Raw genomic sequence first — 19902 nt, 5'->3', positions numbered from 1 at the left:
CCAATTGGGTGTAAGATGATTATCAAGAGAGCTATTAAGGAGGCTTCATCATGTTTGCATCAAAACATAGTAGTTGTACAACCATCTTGGTTGGTAAAAATGCCAGCTATGATGGTTCGACGTTAATTGCCAGGAATGAAGACGCTGGCGAAGCGGTCCATCCGAAAAAATTCGTTGTCATCCATCACGAAGACCAACCAAGTGAGTATCATTCAAAATTATCCAAGTTTTCGATTCAATTACCTGATAATCCGGTTCGCTATACATCAGTGCCAGATGCTGTGACTAACGAAGGTGTTTGGGGTGAAGCGGGTGTCAATGCCCATAATGTCGCAATGAGTGCCACCGAAACGATTACCACAAATTCTCGGGTCCTAGGAGCTGACCCCTTGGTTAAGAATGGCCTAGGCGAGGAGGATCTATTAACGATCACGTTACCATACATTAGTTCAGCCAGAGACGGCGTCGAACGCGTTGGCGGTCTACTTAAGAAATATGGGACTTATGAATCAAATGGGATCATTTTCTCAGATATCAACGAAATTTGGTATATGGAAACGGCTGGTGGTCATCATTGGGTTGCCCAACGGATTCCAGATGATGCCTATGTGATTGCCCCCAATCAAACTGGAATCCAGGAAGTTAAGTTTGATGACCCTGATAACTTCATGTTTTCTAAGGATTTACTGAAGTTTGTTGAGAAAAACCACTTGAATTTAACGAGTAACTTTAACTTCCGGGAGATCTTTGGTTCAGATACCCAGCTTGATCATCATTACAATACCCCTCGTGCCTGGTACGGTCAGCGTTACTTTAATCCTGAATCGGTTAAGGATCTGTCACCCATGAGTAACAAATTGCCATTTATCAATTATGCCGATCGAAAAATCACCATTGAGGACCTTAAGTTTGTATTGAGTTCTCATTATCAGGATACGCCATACGATCCATTTGCACCCGGAGCTGATTACAAAACCAATCCCTACCGACCAATTGGGTTCAATCGGAATCAAGAACTGTCAATTTTACAGTTGCGGCCATATGTTGCTGAAGATCATGCCGCAATTCAATGGTTGGCTTTTGCTGGCAATCCGTTTAATACGATTGTGCCATTTTACACCCATATTCTCGACACACCGGATTGCTATCGCGATACCACAGCCACTTTGGATAGTCACAATGCTTATTGGGCAAATCGATTGATTTCGCTAATCGTTGCTGATCATTATCAGGAATTGATGGCAGACGTTGAGGACTTCCAGCTTAAATCATTGGCATGTGGGCATCAACGGATCGCAAAGGTGGATAAAGCAGTGAGCGGTAAAAAGGGTGGCGAACTCATGCAAGCTTTGAGTCAGGCAAATGAACGCACTGCCGATCGAATCATGAAAGATACAGAAGAGCTATTAACCAAATTAGTGACCCGAGCAAGTGATAACAGTCGTGGTGCTTTTACCCGTGAACATTACTAAAGAAGCTTAAGAAAATTAAAACGGGATCATCAATTCATTGCTTGGGGGCAGTGAGTTGATGATCCCGTTTTTTAATTTGCGTGAGGTTAGGTCTATAAATTGACATCCTGTTTAAAGTTCAATGGCGATAAATCGGTGGCATTGGTCACCAGATCCGAAATTAAGCTGTTGTAGGCATTCAGTCCTTCCTGGCTGTTTTCAAAGTTAATCTTGGTCAGAAAGTCAGCTTGTTCAACATTGGATAACCCGCGAACAACCTTGTCGGCAGCCTGAATTGATTGTTGAAACGCAATTCGCAATTGTTTTTGGGTCTCACTCAGTTTTGGCCCAAACTTCACATAATGTGGATCAACGAGTGTTCCGGCGAGCTTGTACGTCCAATAGGCTTGATCGGCGGAATAAGAACCAGTGGCATTCTGATATTGCTTAGGGGTGTCAGTGGCACCAGCATAAAACGGCACAAATGAACTCTGGGCAGCAACCCCCATGGCTAGCCATTGGATGCCGGCCGCTGGAGTCGGCATAGAGGGCCGAATTTGGAGGATGTGGGCTTCCTGGGTCTTAGCTAGACTAATTGGTCGGAAACGATGCTTATCGGCTTCAGATCCTTCACCAATTGGATCGTAGGGGGTGCCTTGGTAATGAGATGCTAAAAAGTCTTGAACATCAAAGACACTGAGTTTCCGATTGGCTTGATTTAAGAATGGCATATCCTGATCAACGGGAGTATGTTGTTGGTCAGGTGAGAATAACTTGAGTCCATACCAAACTCTGGGAGTATTGTAGTAAGTATCAGAGAGAGTGGCTGTTCCGAAAATTTGACGGAAGTTGAACGTGCTGCCGGTTGGATCTGGATTCAGTTGATGGTCTTCAACAAACTGCCGAATATGAGTTGACCAGAGATAATTTTCTGGATCCTGAAAGTCAATGTATTGAATAGCTGTCTGATTTGCGATCACGGCATAGGAATCGTCAGGAATCTTGACGGCCACCCAATTATGGCCACCGCCAGTCTCCATGTACCAGGCTTCGTTTTTGTCAGCAAATAAAATACCGTTAGATTCGGAAGTGCCATAGTATTCAATGATGCGGCCAAGCCGTTTGACGCCTTCACGGGCAGTTTTGATGTAGGGCAGCACGACGGTAATCATGGCCTCTTCACCAATTCCATCCTTCTCAAGTGGATCGGCACCCAGGACGTACTCGTTCGTGTAGGTACTTTCGGTAGCGCTCATTGCAACTCCGTATTCATTAATCCCGTCCTCTTCAAATAGCCCAAATTTAGCGGTCCATTCCGGAGTCGCCGAATATTTTGCCCGAACTTTTGGAAGCGGGAGTTTAAAACCATTATCGTTAGAGGAAAATTCCTGTTCAGTGTCAAATTCTTGGTGGGGATGAATGACATAGTTCTTCGGCCATGAAGATTTGCTGTCTTCATTTCGGGCGATCATGATCGACCCATCGATACTGGCATTTTTGCCAACAATCATACTGGTACATGCGGAATAATTTTTAGTTGGAATCATGAGTTATGTCTCCTATCAATACTGAATTCTGTCTGATATATTGTATCATTTTTCAAGTTAAGATGGTGAAATGACTGTTTGGCTTATGAAATTTAGATTGCGGTCAAAAATAAAATAGGGTATACTTTTTTCAATTTAAAAATTTGGAGGAATCGATATGCCAATTGTTGATATTCATTTAATTGCCGGCCGTTCTCAAGCTCAATTGAAGGGTTTGGTCGAAGATGTTACCGCCGCTGTTGTCAAAAATACTGGTGCGCCAGCTGAACATGTTCACGTTATTTTGAGTGAAATGCAAAAAGATCGTTATAGTGTGGGTGGCGTGTTGAGTAGCGACCAAAAGTAAAAGGTGCCAAACCAAGCGTTTAAGAATCCAGATATGAGACCCCAAGGCAGGAATTTTTGACCTTGGGATTTTTGCTGTCTGTCCTTAAGTTTTAATTTCGACCGATCGAAGCACCTCTAAACCGTTTGCTGAAATTTTGTGCTTAAAAGGCCGTTAGTCTCAATCTCAATACTTTTCGGGTAATCCCCCAAATGTCCAGGGTAATTCTTGTACTTTTCTAAAATTTACAAACGAGTTGGTTTGTCGATCAAGAATATTGTATACTAACTTAAGATGTTACAGTTACGACAAACGCAGGAATAATATGAATGGAGACCTTTACATGAATGATCAACAATACATAATGTCAATCGATGAGGGGACCACGAGTACCCGGGCGATTCTCTTTAATCATGATGGCGATATCGTTGGTAAATCGCAGCGTGAATTTCATCAGTATTTCCCAAAGTCTGGTTGGGTTGAACATGACGCCAATGAAATTTGGAATGCGGTTCAATCAGTCATTTCTGAAGCCTTAATCAATGCAGATGTGCCACCATACAAAGTTCGGGGAATTGGGGTGACCAATCAGCGTGAAACGACCGTTATTTGGGACAAAAACACTGGTGAGCCAATCTATCATGCAATTGTGTGGCAGTCAAAACAAACTGCCGGCTTAGCTAATCAGCTGAAGAATGATGGTTATGATGAGATGATTCATGACAAGACTGGGTTAATCATTGATTCTTATTTCTCTGCGACTAAAATTAAGTGGATCTTGGACAATGTTGATGGTGCCCGCCAAAAGGCCGAAAATGGTGACCTTTTATTTGGCACGACTGATACTTGGGTCCTTTGGAAATTGACCGGGGGTAAAGTTCATGCGACTGACTATACGAATGCCAGTCGAACAATGTTGTTTAACATTCACACGCTTCAGTGGGATCAAGACATCCTTAAGTTACTTGATATTCCCGCAAGCATGTTGCCTGAGGTTCATTCATCATCAGAAATTTATGGCTATACATCAGGTTACTCCTTCTCAGGCGTTCAGGTGCCAATTGCAGGAATTGCTGGGGACCAGCAAGCTGCATTGTTCGGTCAGATGGCATTGCAACGCGGAATGATCAAGAATACTTATGGAACCGGTGCCTTTATTGTGATGAACACTGGTGAGGAACCAACCCTTTCTAAACGCGGCTTATTAACAACCATTGCTTATGGGATTGACGGTAAAGTCAATTACGCTCTGGAAGGTAGTATCTTTGTTGCTGGCTCTGCAATTCAGTGGTTAAGAGATGCGATGGAAATGATCAAAACCTCCCCAGAATCAGAACAACTTGCAGTTGACGCTAAAACGAGCGATGGCGTTTACGTCGTACCTGCCTTTACCGGCTTAGGGGCGCCCTATTGGGATCAGAATGCCCGGGGCGCGGTATTTGGTTTAACTCGTGGAACAACGAAGAATCAATTCATTAGAGCCACGCTTGAATCCTTGGCTTATCAGACTCGGGATGTTGTTGATACAATGGTGAGCGAAACTGGGATTGATTTGAAAGAACTTGCCGTTGATGGTGGGGCGGCTAATAATAACTACCTCATGCAATTTCAGGCAGATATTTTGGGAACGCCAATTCAACGGGCATCAATTGCTGAAACCACAGCACTTGGCGCAGCATATTTGGCCGGATTGGCCGTTGGTTTTTGGAGTTCTGTTGATGAAATTAAGGAAACGATCAAGGCTCGAGACGAATTTAAGCCAGACATGGATGACAAGAAGCGAAAGCAACTGTATTCAGGCTGGAAACGAGCTGTCAATGCAACGATACAGTTTCACCCAGAAGAAGATTAACTGAAAATCGTTTAATGATTTGAGAACTGAAAGTGAGGCACCGGGATATGGGTTAATTTCAATCGGTCATCATTAACTTGGATTGCGACTAATCTTTGGATTAATATTGTGCCAAACGACTAATCCCGGCCATTCAACGAAAAGAACCAACTATTCCAAAATCAGGAATAATTGGTTCTTTTCGTTGAATTCTGAGATCAAAACGCTTATTGTCCCAGTCGGTTCAACTCCTCAGTCGATATTCGAACCACAACTTATCTTCATAGGGCTTCAAAATCTCTTCCAGTTTTGTCCGAACAACATTAATTCTCAAATCAGCAGCTAAAATAATCGCACAAAGAAACAACATGGAAATCTCAATTGTGACTAATCCCCAGTTTTGTTTCGCAGTGAACAGCAACCATTGTTCAATAGCCAGTAAAATGATCATTGAGCCAGTTTTGCTGGCTAAAAAGTACCAACGCTTGATGACTCGGACTTTTTTGATAGCCAGTCGACGTGTTTCTGGGGACAAATTAGGCGCGCCAGATAGGGCAACCTGAAGTCCAGCAGCATCTTTTTTCAGCAGTTGAGATACGTACTTTGATGTTTTACCAATGTTACGCATGGCAAAGAAGTCACCGAACCATAATCCGATTAGCATGTAAATAAATGCAAAATCTGATATTTTGAGCAAATCATTCATGGCCATCCCTCCAGTTCTCGGCATTCCTTGAAACTTTCAAAATTGTGACGTAAAAACAACCTGAACTTGATTTCTAGTCAACGGGCTTTCAATCAACAAAAGTATAAAACCATCACTTGTTTTTTGGTATAAATATGCTTAGAAATTTTTTAGAAGGATTTAATGGTAAATTAATTGATGGTATTTTAACGATGAGCTGGGCGACAAAAAGGGGTTACTAAGCGGTTAGTGTCCAAAATGTCAGTAGGTTGTCCAGATATTCCGAATTTGGCTACGATGGTTTGATTGGATGGCCTAAAAGTGCTTATCCGTGGTGGAATTACTGCCATGTACGCAAATAGCGCAATCATTCAAAAAATAGAATGACCGCGCTATTTGCGTAATTTTTGGGATTATATCGCTAACGTCCGATTATCAATAGAATTTAAATCATTGAGGTACTTTTCACTGACGATTCCGATCGCCGATAGAAGTCATTGGTTGACTGCCAGATCTAAATGTTCTTGTAAATAACGGGCAACGCCGTCGTTCTCATTCGTGTACTCCGTGACGTCGTCCGCCAATTCTTTAATTTGTGAGTTGGCATTTTTCATGGCAACGCCTGTTCCAGCAAACGCCATCATGGTAGCGTCGTTACTTTCATCACCAAACGCAATAATATCACGTTGCAGGATGCCATAATAATCCGCTAGAAATTTGAGGCCGGTTGACTTGTGGACGCCTTTTGTTGCGATTTCTACGATGGGATGGGGGCCACCCCAAGGCGATACTTCTACTTGGTCGCCAAATTGATTCTTAACGAAATCAATCAAGCCAGCCTTTAACTCGGGCTTAACTTCAACGGTAATGCTGATGGGGTTGTCTTTTAAGCTTTGCTGACTCAGAATTTGGTTGGTTTTCAAAGTGCTCGGGAAGAAGCCAAAGCCACTTTTCAGACCGTGATTGGCTAAAAACAGATTCCGCCCTTCTACAGCAATTAATGACAGGCCAAGTTCTTGGCTCTTTTCAAGCAACTCCATCACAATTTCTTTGTCAATTGTGTACTGATATTCGCGAGGCCACTGTTGATGTGGTAAAATGCCAAGGTTACCATTAAAATTAATCATTGGTGTATTTAAATTAAGTTCATCATAAAAGTTTTCAGATATTCGGTTAGGACGACCAGTAACCAGACTCACAACACAACCGGCTTTAACTGCCTGATTGATTGTTGTTTTTGTTTGAGGGCTGATTTTGCCGTCGTTATTCAACGTCGTCCCATCTAAATCAAGCGCAATTAGTTTCTTTGTAATGATGCTCACTCCTTTAATTACGTATTGCTTTATGTTATCTGATTATTAATACTTCGTCAATCATTGACACCGAAAAGGAAGATAAGAATGGATTTACCTACTGACTTTATTAACAAGTATCAAAAATTAATGGGCAAGCCGGAAGCTGACAAATTTATTGCAAGTTTCTCAGAACCGGCTAATCACGGTTTCCGACTCAATCCATTAAAGAATGTGAAGCCTAAAGATTTGGATTATCGTTATCCGACCGACCATTGCCAATTTGGGTACCGTGGAACTGTTAGCGGAAAAAGCGTTGGCCACCAAGCAGGGGCAGTTTATAGTCAAGAACCCAGCGCTATGTATGTTGGGGAAGTTGCTCATCCACAACTGAATGAAAAGGTGCTTGATTTATGCGCGGCACCAGGTGGAAAAACAACTCACTTGGGCAGTTATTTGCAGAATGCGGGATTGCTTATTGCCAACGAAATTGATTCCAAGCGGGCGAAAGTCCTTGTTGAGAATGTGGAACGTTTTTCGTTCACCAACACGATTGTCACGAACACTAATCCCGATGCTTTGGCTGAAAAGTTGCCTGGTTATTTTGATCGATTGTTAGTGGATGCACCGTGTTCGGGGGAAGGGATGTTTCGTAAGGATCCTGAAGCTGTCCAATATTGGAATAAGGATTATCCGACTGAATGTGCAACCCGACAGCGAACAATTTTAGCCGCAGCTGTGAAGAATTTGCGGCCTGGCGGGGAGCTTATTTATTCAACTTGTACCTTTGCCCCAGAAGAAGACGAACAAATCATTTCTTGGTTAGTTACTAATTATGATTTCGAAATTTTACCGGTCAAGAAATTCCCGGGGATGGACTCTGGAATTCCAGAGTGGGCTGATGGTAACGAAGCATTACGGAACTGTGTCCGAATTTTCCCCCATCATTTCAAGGGGGAAGGGCACTTCATTGCCAAGTTAAGAAAGTTGGGCAACCCCGTCAACCAGGAGACGCGTGATCGTCCTGCTAAGATTAGTCGGAATATTTCTGACTTATCCCGTGATCAGCAGCAACTTTGGCAGGCGTTTAAGAAAGAAACGCTGAACTCGGCTTCATTTGGTCGGTTGGTTAGCTTTAAAGATGATTTATATGCTGTTCCAGAAATCACACCTAACTTGGACGGCATTAAAATTGTGCGGTTAGGATTAAAATTGGGAACGTTCAAGAAAAAGCGGTTTGAACCCAGCTATGCACTTGCCTTAGCGTTGAAACCGAGCGAGTTAAAACACACCATTAACATTAATGATGAAGATTGGGCTAAATACGTTCATGGGGATACTTTCCAAGTTGATCGAGAATTAATGAAGGGATGGTATCAAATTGTGTGTGAGGACCTCCCAGTTGGGTTTGTAAAGGTTGTGAATGGCACCGCCAAGAATTTCTTTCCTAAGGGGTTAAGATTTAGCGTATAACAGAACAATCTAAAATACGGACAATAGACGGTTTGAGCCTCGAATTTGAGCCAAAAGAAGCAATGCATTCTGATTTTGGAATGCACTGCTTCTTTTGGTTTAAATGGCAGGAATCAGCCATTTGTCGCACGTTTTATCAGTAACAAAATGGGAAACCAAGTTGCATTTATAAGTCCTTTGCCCGCCTGTTGTTAGCTTGTTTTTAGTAGCTGAGATGTCGTTGTTGCATATATGACATCAATTGAGGAGATAAAATCATTTTTTTGCTTTTCAACTCATTAATCGTGTGACAATTTTGCATTAACATGATTGCTTTTAAACCGTATTTCCAGTTGTTGATAGTCTTAATCACTTCCTGTTTGTCATGTTTGATAACCTGATTAAGAAAATAACCGGCAACGCCGACTGCTGAACTCCCAAGTGCAAGGCACTTAGCAACATCTAGTGGCGACTTAATGCCCCCAGAGGCAATCATTGTTGCTTGATTCTGGAATTGCCGGCTTTCCAATAAGGATTCCGTCGTCGTTAATCCCCAGTTTTCAAGGTAACCCATATCTTTTGAATGTCGGCGAAAGTTTTCAATCTTGGCAAAATCGGTTCCGCCACGACCACTCACGTTGATATATTTAACACCCATATTGATTAATTGATGAATCGTTTCTTGACTAATCCCAAAGCCAACTTCTTTAACGATGACCGGAACTTGAACTTTGGCGATGATTTCAGCAATGTTTTCAGTAAAATGAAATTCTCGATCTCCCTCAGGCATAATCAACTCTTGGGCCGTATTAATGTGAACTTCCAGAGCGTCCGCTGAAATCATCTCGATCGCAGCTAATGCATCGGTAGCGGAACGATTAGCACCAATATTGGCAAAGATGGGGCCGTCCGGATTCACTTGGCGGACGATTTCAAATGTATCTTTTAAAGATGGGTCACTCAATGCCACGCTTTGAGACCCAACTGCCATTGCAATACCGGTTTGAGCGGCAATCTCAGCGAGAGCGGCATTAATCTTTTTGGTATATTCACTACCACCAGAAATTGCCTCCAAATAAAATGGGGCCGGTAATTCAACTGGGCCAATGTGGGTCGCTAAATCAATTTCATCAAGAGAAACCCTTGGCAGTCCAGTATTGACAAAACGGAGGTCATCAAAAGAATCGACATCATCCCGATAAAATTTCTCGGCTAATGAAACGTGTTCATCTTTTCGATGTGAGTGTTTTGAAATCATAGTTTACTCCTTATTCAGGTCGATGACCGGGTGCACATTGAGTGCAAGCTGGGTGATGCCGTTTTCTTTCCAGCGTTCGATCATTGAATCAACGTTGACCTGCTTATCGATCACAACGATCCCACAATCGCCACCACCGGCCCCAGAAGATTTAGCGGCAGCGGTGTTTTCTACAGCAATGTCGCACATCTTTTTTAAAGTTGGGGTTTCAATTGCGACCTTGGTAAAGTCTGCAAGTTGCTGCAAAATTTCCCGGTTGCGTTTAATTCCCGTCTTGATGCGTTCCAAGCTGCCATCCTTAAATCCTTGGATTAAATCTTCAAGACAGTTCTTGCTGTCCCGAAGGAATTCGGCATAAATTTGGTGTTGCCGACTTTTCTGAATGGCCACCTTATCAACCAAGTGAGAGGTTGATGCCGGCGTCCCGGTCCAGCCGATAATCAATCGAAGGTTATCAGGTTGGGTTAATTGGGTGATCTTTAAGGATGGCCAAGGTTGGTTAACCAATTCAGTTAAACTTTGTTGGGTCCGGGCAGCCAATAACCAATCCCGGTCAAATGACCAGTAGGCAATCCAACCCCCGTACACACTGGCGGCAATGTCGCCTAATGAACCGTTGCCTTGAACGTCTAAATGGGCAATTGCGGATAATTTGAACAATTGGCTCTTGGTTAGTGGTAATTTGTAAAACTGACACAGGGCTTTAACCGTTGCAACGGTCACGGCAGCTGAGGAGCCTAAGCCGTATTTCTTGCCGTTTGGGCTGTCAAGATCACTATTGATTCGTAGATCATAAAGTTCCATCGGCCGACCGAGTGCTTGGGCATATTCCTCAGTCAGGCGGATGGCTGAAATTATGTAATTAAAAGTATTATCACGATTATCCAAGATCATTTGGTCACCTTGACGACGCCAAAGAACTGAATCATCACGATATTGTTTGGAAACGATACTGCCATAAGATTTGCTCTGAGAAATTTCTACGGTTACAAATTGGTTCAATGCCACAATAATAGAAGGGTAGCCAGTCTCGACCACCGCGTATTCTCCTGCAATGTATAATTTTCCTGGAGCTTTGACCGTAATCAACCGATCATTTCCTTTCTGGTTATAAATATTGAACACCGGGACCCGCTTGCAACGTGGTGACTCGTTTTGGCCCCAGTAGTTTAGTAAATGCGCCCACAATCTGCGGTTTGTTTGCTTGCTGGCAGATGACTTTAACGTTTGGGCCGGCATCGATCGTATAGTAGCATTCAATGCCTTGATGTCTTAAACGCTTTACGAGGTTCATGGCCGTTAGGGTCTCACTGTTGAAATACATAAAATCCGGTGCCGCACTAAGCGTCAAGGCATGCATTCTCATCGCGTTCAGTTCGCTGATCGTCCCAAACTTGGTAAAATCGTTTGCGACGATTGCCAATTTGATATCTACCAAATCATTTTGAGCTACATTGACCCAAGTTGGATAGTAGGGGGAGGTGGTGACTGATCGATTCATACCTTCCCGGCTGGAAATCGATTTCGGCTTACTTTCAACGGTGAGGGCAATGACTGAAATGTCTTTCAAGCCAGTCTGCTGAAGGGGGAAAGCGTATGAATCTGTGTCATCATGGCCACGTTGCCATTCAACAAAGCCGCCGAAAATGGAACGGCAAGCTGAACCTGAACCCCGGCGAGCAAGACGGGAAAGATCTGTTGATGTCAATTGAAGGCCGGCTGCTTTGCTGGCGGCTGCAGCCAACGCAGCAAATGCGGACGCAGAGGAAGCCAACCCGGCGGCAATTGGTACGTGATTAAGGGATATCACTTCGGCGGCAGCATTGATTCCGGCAAGCTGGCGAACCACGGTTAGAAAATCATGAACCCGCTGCCAACTTTTTCCGGAAACTGCGGCACCGTCGATCTCAACTTTGTCTGCTGACAGTGATTGATCAAATCGAACTGAAGTTTCTGTATAAAATTGGTCAAGGGTCAGTGACAAGCTGCTCGTGTAAGGAATGATGAGCCGCTCATCTTTTTTGCCCCAATATTTAATCAGAGCAATGTTGGTATGGGCTAAGGCACTCACTGGATCATTTGACAAGGTTGTCATGACGTTCTCCCGTAGAAAATTCGTAATTTTTGAATGATTGGATCCAAGTTTGAGTTGCACCGGCTTGGCGAAGCTTGGTGGAAATTACTTGGGCATCCCGTTGATTGCGGGCCAAAGCGATCATACAGCCGCCAAGGCCGCTGCCGGTAAGCTTGGCACCGAGAGCCTTATTAGTGACTGCAATTTGGCAAAATTTATCAAGTGTATTGGTACTAACACCCAATTGCGCAAGGTTCACCTGGCTATGATTCATTAATGTTCCTAGTAAGTCTTCATCTGAATCGGCCAACGCATCTCTGGCTGTATTGGCAATTCGTCCGAGTTGATCGATCATTGGGACGGCTATTTCGGCATCTTCAACAACGTTGTTATGAACCAATGAAACTGCCTCGCTGGTCTTCCCTTTAAGGCCACTATCGGCAATGACCAGGCACAGGTCAGAACTATGAAATTCGATTTGCTCATTAATTTGATTTTTAATAAACCAAATGGGTGCTTCTGAACTAGCCGTTGCAGCATCTAATCCACTTGGGTTGCCATGCGTAATTTTTTCCTCAATATCAGCTAATTCCAGTAGTTTTGCTCGAGTTAGTGACTTTTCAAAGAGGTCAAAAAAGCCGCGAACCAGTGCAACTGCAGTAGCAGCAGACGAGCCCATTCCTCGTTCTGAGGGAACTTTGCTGGTGATTGAGAGCTCAAATGGTAGATCAGGCGCATGAAATCGACTTAATAGCCGTTGAATTAAAACGCCAACGCCTTTGAGGTTATCGTTCATTTCGGAAATCGGTCCATCGAAGTATCGGCAATGGATTGTTTGCCCGATGGCCGTTAATCTGATGGCGACATTTACATCAACCGAATAGAGGGGAATGGCAATGGCCGGCTTTCCATAAACCACACTATGTTCCCCGAAAAAAATAATTTTTGCGTAACTTGTGCCGGTTGCTTTTTCTTTCAATCTTTATCCTCTCACTTTCAAACATTCCAATTTTATCATAATTAACCGTTGGAAGAAGCTTTTCATCATATTTTTAGAGTTTTATAAAAATTAGAAGTCATTTTATATGGTAGATTATCACAATGAGCTTGTAGTATTATTAACATTAGTGAACTTTTAAGAAAAATCACGATATTCATGAGATTGGTGAACACTATGAATTCAAAAACAACTTTTGCAGTTGTTGACATTGAAACGACCGGGACTGACCTAGCAGCAGGTAACCGGACCATCCAATTCAGCTGCTGTTTGGTTTCAGACAATAAAATAATTGATACCTTCGTGACTGACATTAATCCGCAGTGCGAGGTTCCCAACCGGATTGTCCAGTTAACGGGAATTAACAATGATCGCTTAAAAAAGGCCCCGACGTTTGATCAAGTAGCTGCTAAACTTTATGGCTTGCTGAGCGGGACTGTGTTTGTGGCGCATAACGTTAATTTTGATTTCCCATTTTTAAATGCTGAATTCCAGCGGGTGGGATATCCCGAACTTCAAATTGAAGCGATTGATACGGTTACGTTAAGCCAGATTCTCTTGCCAACGTTGGCAAGTTATCGGCTGCAGGACCTTAGTGCCTACTTCAATATTAAGCATGACCATCCCCACACGGCTGATAGCGATGCTTTGGCAACTGCCAAATTATTACTCATTTTATTGCGGCAAATTAAAGAATTGCCAAGCATTACTTTGGAACAAATTGTTAATGTCAGTCCGTCATTGCCACAGGATACACTGAAAGTCTTTCTGGACGCAAACGAAGTGAATCAAAAGAACCCCCGAAAACGGGAACTGCCTGCATACTTGAAATTGTCATCCGGGTTGGTGATTCGCCGGCGGGAAGTTGCTGACAATCTCAATGTTCGCCAGCCGGAGGCAAAATACCCGAAAACCCGCAAAGCTAAATCTAAAGTATTGCCTGATCAATTGGAATCGCGGCTTGAGCAAAACAAGATGATGAACTTAATCTACAACAATTACGCGGACCAGGCGCATCATTCAGCTAAGACAATGGTGATCGAAGCCCCGACTGGAATTGGTAAAAGTTTAGGCTATTGTTTGCCATTTTCATACCTTGCAACCCCGAAGAAGCCGGTTGTGATCAGTACGTCGACCACTTATTTACAATTTCAATTGCAAAACCAGACACTGCCAATGCTGAACCAAGAATTGCCGTTTAACGTTCGCAGCGTCACTTTGAAAGGGTCCAGACATTATTTGGATCTCTATAAATTCCGAAATCTCTTATTTGTGCCGGATAATTCGAATCAAACCCCGTTTATCAAAGCCCAGATGCTCGTTTGGCTGACGATTACCATAACAGGCGATTTAGATGAATTACATTTGAATGTTGACCAGACGCCATTTGTTTGGAAAATTCAGCACACCGGCGTGAAGTGGTTGGATCCCAATGAACCCTTTTATCAAGATGATTTTCTCCGTTACAATTTGCGCCGAGCCGAAATGGCTGATTTTATGATTGTTAACCACACGTATTTGATTAAAAATTGGCAGTATTTTAAAGCCTTACCAGCTAAACCGTATCTTTTGATTGATGAGACCCAGCAATTTGCTGAGACGGCGATCCGAAATAATCAAGAAAAGATTAAACCCTTATCGTTAATTTCGGCAATCAATAAGATTCTTGCCAGCATTAACCAAAGTCACGGCGAGAATATTCGCGATATCGTTGCCGGCAATGCCATCTTGGGTGACTTGACCAATCAACTGGAAAGTCAGCTTGAAGCAATTAAAGAACTGGTGAATGCGATCATTCGTACCTTTTATGATCAAGTTGTTAATCACAAAAAGCTTCATCGCAATGTTGATTTTTTTGAACGATTAATTCCGATTACTGAAATGAAGGATGCAACTAAAGCCAATCAAGCATTGATTCAGCGGCTCCGGGGATTGAAAGATCATACTGATGATTTGTTGGTTAAGCTCAATCGAGAAGTTGATCATACTTCAGATTCATTTACCAATCAGAATTTTATGGCAATCTATTCGTTCTTTGAGAATTATAATGACTTTAATGATCGACTCGCTGAGATGTTAGGAATTATCGATGTTGATGATCATTCCATTGAACAGCATGTCACTTGGATTACGATTAACCATGCGAAAGACGTGAACAGTTTGAATTTGAACCGAGGGATCTTAAAGACTGAAGACTATTTGAATGATCACATTTATTCCTCGTTTGAACCCACAACCTTTACGGGAGCAACTATTTTCTCATCTCGACGCTCCCAGTTTATTTATGATTTGTTGGGCATTGACCGAAAAAAATCAGCAGTTAAACGGTTAAAGAGTGATTTTAACCCGGCTGACCAAGCACGACTTTACTTGGTCACTGGTGAGAACGATGGGAAGTTTGCGACTAACTCGGATACCTATTTGCAGCAAACTGCCAACAATATTGAAGCAATTTATCGAAAAGGACCCCGGCAAACCCTTGTACTGTTCAATTCGTTGAATGCAATTGAACGCACTTACCGAATGCTTCAAGAGAGTGGCTTCACAGCTAATCATTTTGTCTTGGCCCAGGGGGTTCATGGGACTGCCACTAAGATCAGCAAGCAATTTGTTCATCACGAACCGGCAATCTTACTTGGAGCAAATACTTTCTGGCAGGGAGTTGATTTTCCAAGGCATTTGCTGGAAAATTTGGTGGTGGCTCAACTGCCATTTGACACACCGGCAGATCCCTATAACCACGCTTTGTATTCGATTGAACGCAGTAAAGGTAAAAATCCATTTTACAGTATCACGCTGCCAAAAGCGACGTTACGACTGCGACAAGGGATGGGGCGACTACTGCGTACCAGGGATGATTTTGGGACGATCTTTATCCTTGATCCACGATTGTTGACGAAACGCTACGGCAGTATTGTTCTTGCCAATTTACGCAATGAGATCCCAATTGTGAGGGGCGATATTAATGAATGTATTGCTGATATGGTTAAATTTTTCGAAAGCAAGGCCTAGAACGTCTCAAATAGGGCGGTTATTTGCTATAATAAATAACAATACTGATGTGAAAGGAAAACATTATGCAAAGGCAGCGTCGCATTAAAAAACAATCAAAAGTAAAGGTGTCATGGATTGTCACATCCGTTATTCTGGTCCTGCTTTTCTCCGTTTTTATTATTTTTCACCAAGCTGAAAAACCGATGAGGACGGCGAGAAGCCAAACGGTATCGATGGCTAAGAAGTACGCCGGGTTGACGACGGTGAGCTCGTTTTATTCGTCTAATCTGAATAAAACGTACTATTCGGTCGCTGGGACTGACAATAAGGGCAAAAAGATTTATGCCATTATTGCCAAGAAAGGCGGAACAATCACTGTGGTCAACCAGAGCAGCGGGTTATCCGTTGATGCGATTCGAAATGTTGTCCAAGAGAAAAAATCTCCGAAAAAAATCAATAGTATTAGCCTGACGCTTATCAAGGGCAAACCATATTGGGTGGTCAGCTATTTGAATTCCAGCAACAATTTGTGCTTTGCCACATTGAATTTCAAAACCGGCAATGTCTATCGATCAATTAACAACATCTAAACTAACTGAAGGGAAATTAATATGAAATTTTCAAAACGGATCAAGCACATCACCCCCTCTGCAACAATTGGGGTCTCGAATCGGGCTAAACAAATGGTTCGAAACGGGATCGATGTGATCAATCTCAGTATCGGTGAACCAGACTTCAAAACCCCCACTGTGATCACTGATGAGGCAATCGAAGCCATTCGAACTGGGAAAACCAGTTTTTATACTCCGGCTAGTGGATTAGATGACCTCAAGCAAGCCGCCGCCGATCGGACCAATATTGATTATGGGACCGACTATTCATCCGACCAGATTAGTATCACTTGTGGTGCTAAAACCGCTTTGTACGCTTTAATGCAGGTATTGGTGGATCCAGGCGATGAAGTTTTGATGCCTAAACCAAGCTGGGTGAGTTATCAAGAGCAAGTTATTTTGGCTGGTGGCAAGCCTGTGATGGTTGAAACCAACGATCATTTCAAAATTTCCCCAGAAACTTTGGATTGTGTGGTTAATGCCCATTCAAAGCTGTTGGTGATTAACACGCCGCAGAATCCTACTGGAACCATCTATTCGAGCAACGAGCTTGAAGACATCGGCAATTGGGCAGTTAATCACGGGATCGTGATTATTTCTGATGATATTTATGGCAAATTAATTTATAATAATAACCGGTTTTATTCCCCAATCCAATTAGGTGGTCGGATTGCCCAATCAACCATTTTAGTGAACGGGGTTTCAAAGGCTTATTCAATGACTGGTTGGCGGATTGGTTATATTGCCGGGTCAACTGAGTTAATTTCACGGGTCAATTCCGTGTTATCCCACATGACAGGAAATCCTGCAACGGTTAGTCAATATGCAGCAATCGCCGCGCTTCAATCAGATCAAGCAGATGTTGAAAGCATGCGGCAATCATTTGAGGATCGCCTCAATACCGTGTATCCATTAGTCAACGAAATCCCCGGCTTTGAAGTTGCAGAAAAGCCACAGGGAGCCTTTTATCTGTTTCCAAAGGTCACTGACGCCATGGGGTTAGTTGGGGTGACAAGTTCCGAACAACTCGTCGCTTGTTTATTGAATGAGGCCCACGTTGCAGTCGTGGATGGTTCTGCGTTTGGAATGCCTGGTTATTTACGAATCAGTTATGCAACCAGCTTGAATGATTTAAAGATTGGCATTACAAGAATTAAAGTATTTATGGATCAATATTTAGAGAAAGAGTTGTCTGGAGGAATTAGTAGTGAAGCAGATTAGTATGGTCGATGCACCCAAGTATGTAAACGAAAAAGTTAAGATGGGCGTTTGGCTCACCAATAAACGATCCAGTGGAAAAATTGCTTTTCTACAGTTGCGGGATGGAACGGCGTTTTTCCAAGGGGTTGTGGTTAAGAACAACGTTTCTCCTGAAACTTTCGAATTAGCTAAGGAAGTTAAGCAGGAAACCAGTATGTGGATTACTGGGATTATTCATGAAGATAGCCGCTCAAAGTTTGGCTACGAGATCGAGGTTGAAACGATTGAAGTGGTTTCTGAAACCCATGATTATCCAATCACGCCTAAGGAACACGGGGTCGACTTCTTGATGGATCATCGTCATCTTTGGTTACGATCTAGCCGCCCAAGCGCTGTGATGCGGATCCGAAATGAAGTTATCAAGGCTAGTTATGACTTTTTCTACAATGAGGGCTTTGTCAAAATTGATGCGCCGATCTTGACAGGTAGCGCACCTGAAGGCACCACAACTTTATTCCATACGGAGTATTTTGATCGGGATGCTTATCTATCCCAGAGTGGCCAGTTATATGAAGAGGCCGGCGCTGAGGCATTTGGTAAAGTGTTTTCATTTGGGCCTACCTTTAGAGCTGAAAAATCGAAAACACGTCGTCATTTGATTGAATTCTGGATGATCGAACCCGAAATGGCCTTTATGCATCAAGAACAAAGTTTGGAGATTCAAGAACGATACATTGCTTATTTGGTTACTCGAGTGATCGAAAATTGCAAGCATGAGCTGCAAACACTTGATCGTGATATCGACACCCTTAAGAAGTATACCGTCCTTCCTTATCCAAGAATTAGTTATGATGAGGCGATTGATATGCTCAAAAAGGGTGGTTTTGACCTTGAATGGGGCGTTGACTTTGGATCACCGGAAGAAACTTATCTGGCCGACCAATTTAAACAACCCGTATTTGTGTTGAATTATCCTAAAGCCATTAAGGCGTTTTATATGAAGCCGCATCCAACCAGGGATGATGTCGTGATCTGTGCCGACTTATTAGCACCTGAAGGCTATGGTGAAATCATTGGTGGTTCAGAACGGGCGACCGATTATGATTATTTGTATGATCAAATTGTTAAACACGATCTTGATCCGAATGAGTATTCCTGGTATTTGGACCTCCGAAAATACGGAAGTGTTCCTCACGCTGGATTCGGGCTTGGTCTCGAACGCTGTCTGACCTGGTTAACTGGTGAGGATCATGTTCGAGAAGCCATTCCATTCCCAAGATTGTTGAACCGGATTTACCCATAAATTAGAATTTGTTAAATTGAGAGTGAGGTAATTTGATTGGATGATTACGCACGCGAACTTCTCAACCAGGGTCAAACAACCGTTAATAACGATCTGTTAAAAAATTATCGCCGAATTGGTCTTAGCAATGAAGAACTACTGATATATCTGTTAATAAAGGGAAATCATGACTTAATTGTGCCAATGCCTGAAATTGGTGATTTACAACGACAGACGGGGTTGAGTGAACAGCAGCTTTTTAACTTGTTTCACCAAATGATCGAGAAAAAGTTGGCGGCTATTACCCAATTGAGCATTGAAGGCCAAAAAGTCGATGCTTATGACTTTACGCAGATGTATGACAAATTGGGGATTCTCAAGTCAGCTGAACATGGGCAAAATCAGCCATCCGCTCAACCTGTCAAAGTAAGCGAGCGGCAGACCGTTTTTGAAAGTATCGAGAAAGAGTTTGGCCGAACGTTATCACCCCTGGAGATGGAAACGATTAGTCAATGGTTGGATATAGACCATTACACCCCGGAAATCATTCAATTGGCTTTAAAAGAGGCGGTTTTAAGTCAGGTTTACAATCTGAAATATATGGACAGAATTTTGGTGAGCTGGGAGAAAAAGAACCTGAGGTCACCTCAACAGGTAGAAGCCTATCAGCATCAACGTAAATCAGCTGATAATGAGGCCCCAGCCAGATATCAGGGCCCCAAGATTCCGTTTATTGATTTGTCTGGAAATCCTGAACAAAAATAATTCGCTTGCTAAATTTTAAAACCGAGATATTCTACGATTTGATGAAAAGGACAAGCATTCCAAAAAGGTTCTACAATATCTGTTGTTGGTAATAGATTTTATCTATTACTGATGACAGATTTTTTGTTTCTCGTTAGA

The 19902-nt window shown here is 42.8% G+C and carries 16 protein-coding genes; 9 read left to right on the top strand and 7 right to left on the bottom strand.

The window, feature by feature from the left end; all coding sequences use genetic code 11:
* The first annotated feature begins 50 nt into the window (after positions 1-50).
* Positions 51-1472 (top strand): C69 family dipeptidase, encoded by a 1422-nt coding sequence (locus QUF07_RS03970; protein WP_217161274.1) that lies wholly within the window; start codon positions 51-53, stop codon positions 1470-1472.
* A 92-nt stretch (positions 1473-1564) separates the two neighbouring features.
* Here the strand turns inward: QUF07_RS03970 and QUF07_RS03965 are convergent, their stop codons facing one another.
* Positions 1565-2998: a C69 family dipeptidase gene (locus QUF07_RS03965; protein WP_289426837.1), complete on the bottom strand. Its 1434-nt coding sequence runs from the start codon at positions 2996-2998 to the stop codon at positions 1565-1567.
* A 157-nt stretch (positions 2999-3155) separates the two neighbouring features.
* Between QUF07_RS03965 and thmT the strand changes: the two genes are divergently transcribed.
* Together thmT and glpK are read left to right on the top strand one after the other, a co-directional pair.
* Positions 3156-3344, top strand: a complete 189-nt coding sequence (gene thmT / locus QUF07_RS03960) for a 2-hydroxymuconate tautomerase (protein WP_054746629.1) — start codon at positions 3156-3158, stop codon at positions 3342-3344.
* A gap of 322 nt (positions 3345-3666) precedes the next feature.
* Positions 3667-5175 carry a glycerol kinase GlpK gene (gene glpK, locus QUF07_RS03955; RefSeq protein WP_289426836.1) on the top strand — a complete coding sequence of 503 codons (1509 nt, stop codon included), beginning with the start codon at positions 3667-3669 and terminating at the stop codon, positions 5173-5175.
* Between the two features lie 223 nt (positions 5176-5398).
* On the opposite strand, the gene QUF07_RS03950 is transcribed toward glpK, so the two are convergent.
* Positions 5399-5860 carry a hypothetical protein gene (locus QUF07_RS03950; protein WP_289426835.1) on the bottom strand — a complete coding sequence of 154 codons (462 nt, stop codon included), beginning with the start codon at positions 5858-5860 and terminating at the stop codon, positions 5399-5401.
* A 473-nt stretch (positions 5861-6333) separates the two neighbouring features.
* A complete protein-coding gene (locus tag QUF07_RS03945; protein ID WP_217161269.1) occupies positions 6334-7161 on the bottom strand; it encodes a Cof-type HAD-IIB family hydrolase in 828 nt (275 codons plus the stop codon).
* A gap of 78 nt (positions 7162-7239) precedes the next feature.
* Between QUF07_RS03945 and QUF07_RS03940 the strand changes: the two genes are divergently transcribed.
* Positions 7240-8604 (top strand): RsmF rRNA methyltransferase first C-terminal domain-containing protein, encoded by a 1365-nt coding sequence (locus QUF07_RS03940; RefSeq protein WP_217161268.1) that lies wholly within the window; start codon positions 7240-7242, stop codon positions 8602-8604.
* Between the two features lie 202 nt (positions 8605-8806).
* Here the strand turns inward: QUF07_RS03940 and fni are convergent, their stop codons facing one another.
* The 4 genes from fni to mvk are packed head-to-tail and all read right to left on the bottom strand — an operon-like array spanning position 8807 to position 12894.
* Complete coding sequence (fni, locus tag QUF07_RS03935; RefSeq protein WP_217161267.1) at positions 8807-9841, bottom strand: type 2 isopentenyl-diphosphate Delta-isomerase; 1035 nt, start codon at positions 9839-9841, stop codon at positions 8807-8809.
* Positions 9842-9844: 3 nt separating this feature from the next.
* A complete protein-coding gene (locus tag QUF07_RS03930; protein ID WP_249778390.1) occupies positions 9845-10930 on the bottom strand; it encodes a phosphomevalonate kinase in 1086 nt (361 codons plus the stop codon).
* 19 nt (positions 10931-10949) lie between these two features.
* Complete coding sequence (mvaD, locus tag QUF07_RS03925; RefSeq protein WP_249778639.1) at positions 10950-11936, bottom strand: diphosphomevalonate decarboxylase; 987 nt, start codon at positions 11934-11936, stop codon at positions 10950-10952.
* Entirely contained in the window at positions 11917-12894 is a 978-nt protein-coding gene (gene mvk / locus QUF07_RS03920; RefSeq protein ID WP_217161266.1) for a mevalonate kinase, read from the bottom strand. The genes mvaD and mvk overlap by 20 nt, the downstream gene beginning before the upstream one ends.
* A gap of 195 nt (positions 12895-13089) precedes the next feature.
* Between mvk and QUF07_RS03915 the strand changes: the two genes are divergently transcribed.
* From QUF07_RS03915 to QUF07_RS03895, 5 genes are all read left to right on the top strand, one after another.
* A complete protein-coding gene (locus QUF07_RS03915) occupies positions 13090-15924 on the top strand; it encodes a helicase C-terminal domain-containing protein (protein WP_289426834.1) in 2835 nt (944 codons plus the stop codon).
* Positions 15925-16109: 185 nt separating this feature from the next.
* Positions 16110-16496 (top strand): cell wall elongation regulator TseB-like domain-containing protein, encoded by a 387-nt coding sequence (locus QUF07_RS03910; protein WP_289426833.1) that lies wholly within the window; start codon positions 16110-16112, stop codon positions 16494-16496.
* A 21-nt stretch (positions 16497-16517) separates the two neighbouring features.
* Positions 16518-17738, top strand: a complete 1221-nt coding sequence (locus tag QUF07_RS03905) for a pyridoxal phosphate-dependent aminotransferase (RefSeq protein WP_217161264.1) — start codon at positions 16518-16520, stop codon at positions 17736-17738.
* Positions 17725-19020, top strand: coding sequence for an asparagine--tRNA ligase (asnS, locus tag QUF07_RS03900; RefSeq protein WP_217161263.1), 1296 nt, complete (start codon positions 17725-17727; stop codon positions 19018-19020). Before QUF07_RS03905 ends, asnS begins: the two co-directional genes overlap by 14 nt.
* 36 nt (positions 19021-19056) lie before the next feature.
* Positions 19057-19764: a DnaD domain-containing protein gene (locus QUF07_RS03895; protein ID WP_217161262.1), complete on the top strand. Its 708-nt coding sequence runs from the start codon at positions 19057-19059 to the stop codon at positions 19762-19764.
* Positions 19765-19902: the final 138 nt, after the last annotated feature.

The sequence above is a fragment of the Lentilactobacillus sp. TOM.63 genome (assembly GCF_030361045.1).
GTDB classification, from domain to species: Bacteria; Bacillota; Bacilli; order Lactobacillales; family Lactobacillaceae; genus Lentilactobacillus; species Lentilactobacillus dabitei.
Note: the sequence above shows the minus strand (reverse complement) of the source record. Positions and strands in the feature narration are given on the sequence as shown.